The following is a 2,430-nucleotide window of genomic DNA, read 5'->3' as shown; positions in this document are numbered from 1 at the left end:
TGACCACCGACAGGCCGGACCGGTAGAACTCCTCGAACGCGGGAGTTTCGATGTCCCAACCGTTGTAGTCGTCCTGAGCGCGCAAGCCGTCGAGCAGGTACACCGCGTGCGGGCCACCGCCCTGGAACTGGACCTTGATGTCGCGGCCCATCGATGGTGACGGCACCTGCAGGTACTCCACCGGCAAGCCGGGTTTGGAGAATGCGGCCGCGGTCGGCGAATCGCTGACGGCGCCCACCAGGCCGGCCAGCAGCGCCGCGCCGATGGCTGCGATCGTCAGCCGGCGCGACAAGCGGAACTTGTCAAGGCGCTTCATCGTGTCTCCTTCTACTACTTTGAATGCCGTTCAGCGGCAGTCAAACACAGCTGGCCGTGATGTCATGCTCGCCGCCACGGGATGTGATGTCGCGGTTCGCTAACGATTGAGAATCGCTGCGGACTCCGCGGGCGGCTGGGGTCGCTATCGGGCCGGTATCGTCCTGGTAGCGGATCCACGACAGGAGGACCCGGTGACCGAACCGAGACCGCTCGATTCAGCGCGCCCGCTGGCCGGGGTGCGCGTCATCGAGATGGCCAGTTTTGTGGCGGTGCCGCTGGCCGGGATGACGCTGGCCCAGCTCGGCTGCGATGTGGTTCGGGTTGATCCGATCGGCGGAGCCGCCGACTATCACCGCTGGCCGCTCACCGGTGATGGCACCAGCATCTACTGGACGGGCCTGAACAAGGGCAAACGTTCGGTGGCCGCGGACCTGCGCTCACCAGAAGGCCAACGGCTGGTTCAGCGGCTGATCACCGACAGCGGGATCCTGATGACCAATATGGCTGGGCGGGACTGGCATTCCTACGACACCCTGGTCGAACAACGGCCCGACCTCATCCACCTTGAAGTGCACGGCCGGGCCGACGGGTCGACCGGGGTCGACTACACGGTGAATGCGGCGACCGGATTTCCGTTGGTGACCGGCCCCCCAGAGTTCGGGACACACGGGGCACGCGGGGCACGCGGGGCACACGGGGCACCTATCAACCACGTGCTGCCGGCGTGGGATGTGGCGTGTGGTCTGCATGCCGCACTGGCGGTGGTCGCAGCGCTGCGTCGACGGGAGCGCACCGGTACGGGCTGCCGGATCAGCCTGGCGCTGGAGGATGTCGCGCTTGCCACCGCCAGCACGCTCGGCTTCCTCACCGAGGCGATGGTGAACGGCAGCCGTCGGGAACGCATCGGAAACTCTGTCTACGGGCAGTACGGCCAGAGCTTCACCAGCAGTGACGGCGTCTGGTTCATGGTTGTCACGCTCACCGACCGCCACTTTCGCGACCTGGCCGAGGTGACGGGAACCGCCAAAGTTGTTGCCGCGCTGGCGCATGCGCTGGATGCTGACTTCACCGACGAGGGTCAGCGCTACCGGCACCGCGATGTGCTGACCGGGTTGTTCACCGGCTGGTTCGCCGGGCACACCACAGCCGAAATCGAGGCCGCGTTGTCGGCCACCTCACTGCTGTGGGACCGGTACCGCAGTTTCCTGGAGGTCGCCCGCTCTGAGCGCGTGCGCGCCAACCCGATGTTCACGCCGTTGCACCAGCCCCTGGTCGGTGACTACCTGGCGGCGGGGCTGCCTTCGTCGATCGACGGCACCCATCCGCCCCCGGTCGCCGCGCCGGCGCTCGGCGACCACACCGCGGCTGTCCTTCGGCAACGGTTGGGGATGACCCCGGATGAGATCGACCGGCTGGTGCAATCCGGCACCGTGGCAACGCAGTAAACCAGAAGGGGTAACAGCAGATGCGCACTTTTACATCGGTCGACGAGCTGGTCGCATCGAAAGGTGCACCGATCGGTCAGAGCGACTGGGTGCCGATCACCCAGGATGCGGTCAACCTGTTCGCCGACGCGACCGGTGACCACCAGTGGATTCATGTCGACCCGGAGCGGGCCGTCAACGGGCCGTTCGGGACGACGATCGCGCACGGGTATATGACGTTGGCGCTGCTGCCGCAGTTGATGCACCAGATCTACAGTGTCGACGGTGTCAAGATGGGCATCAACTACGGCGTGAACAAGGTGCGCTTCCCCGCCCCGGTGCCGGTCGGCTCCAAGATCCGCGCCGAGAGTTCGGTCGTTGACGTCGTGGACTTAGGTGATGGCGGGTATCAGGTGACGTTGTCGACCACGGTGACGGTCGAGGGCGGCGCCAAGCCGGCGTGCGTGGCGGAGAGCATCGTTCGCTACCTGACCTGACGGGTTGTCGATGACGGCCGTGCTTGTCGCCGGGCGTTGCTATGATTCAAACATGCGTTCGAATGATCGGGAAGCGATCACCGCGGCCTTCGATGCGCTGGCAGCCGCCCAAAAACGTGTGCTTGACCTGGACTTCGCCGCGCTGACCACCCCGGAGCGGTTAGCTGTTCTGAAGCGCTGTGAGGTGCTGC

Annotated in this window: 3 protein-coding genes; 2 read left to right on the top strand and 1 reads right to left on the bottom strand. The window is 65.8% G+C overall.

What is annotated here, in order from left to right:
• Nucleotides 1–316: alpha/beta hydrolase-fold protein (locus tag AC2VON_RS13900; RefSeq protein WP_486953497.1), on the bottom strand; the 316-nt coding region annotated here is incomplete at its 3' end.
• A 193-nt stretch (nt 317–509) separates the two neighbouring features.
• On the opposite strand from AC2VON_RS13900, the gene AC2VON_RS13895 reads away from it, so the two are divergent.
• Both AC2VON_RS13895 and AC2VON_RS13890 read left to right on the top strand, forming a co-directional pair.
• Nucleotides 510–1,763, top strand: coding sequence for a CoA transferase (locus AC2VON_RS13895; protein ID WP_486953496.1), 1,254 nt, complete (start codon nt 510–512; stop codon nt 1,761–1,763).
• Nucleotides 1,764–1,783: 20 nt separating this feature from the next.
• On the top strand, nt 1,784–2,239 hold the full coding sequence (locus AC2VON_RS13890) for a MaoC family dehydratase (protein ID WP_486953495.1): 456 nt from the start codon (nt 1,784–1,786) through the stop codon (nt 2,237–2,239).
• Nucleotides 2,240–2,430 lie beyond the last annotated feature (191 nt).

The organism is Mycobacterium sp. TH-M82 (genome assembly GCF_057473605.1).
This window is presented reverse-complemented; position numbering and strand designations above follow the sequence as displayed.

Coding starts and splice junctions, on each gene's coding strand:
- AC2VON_RS13890 (WP_486953495.1), top strand. CDS start 1,784: ATGCGCACTTTTACATCGGTCGACGAGCTGGTCGCATCGAAAGGTGCA.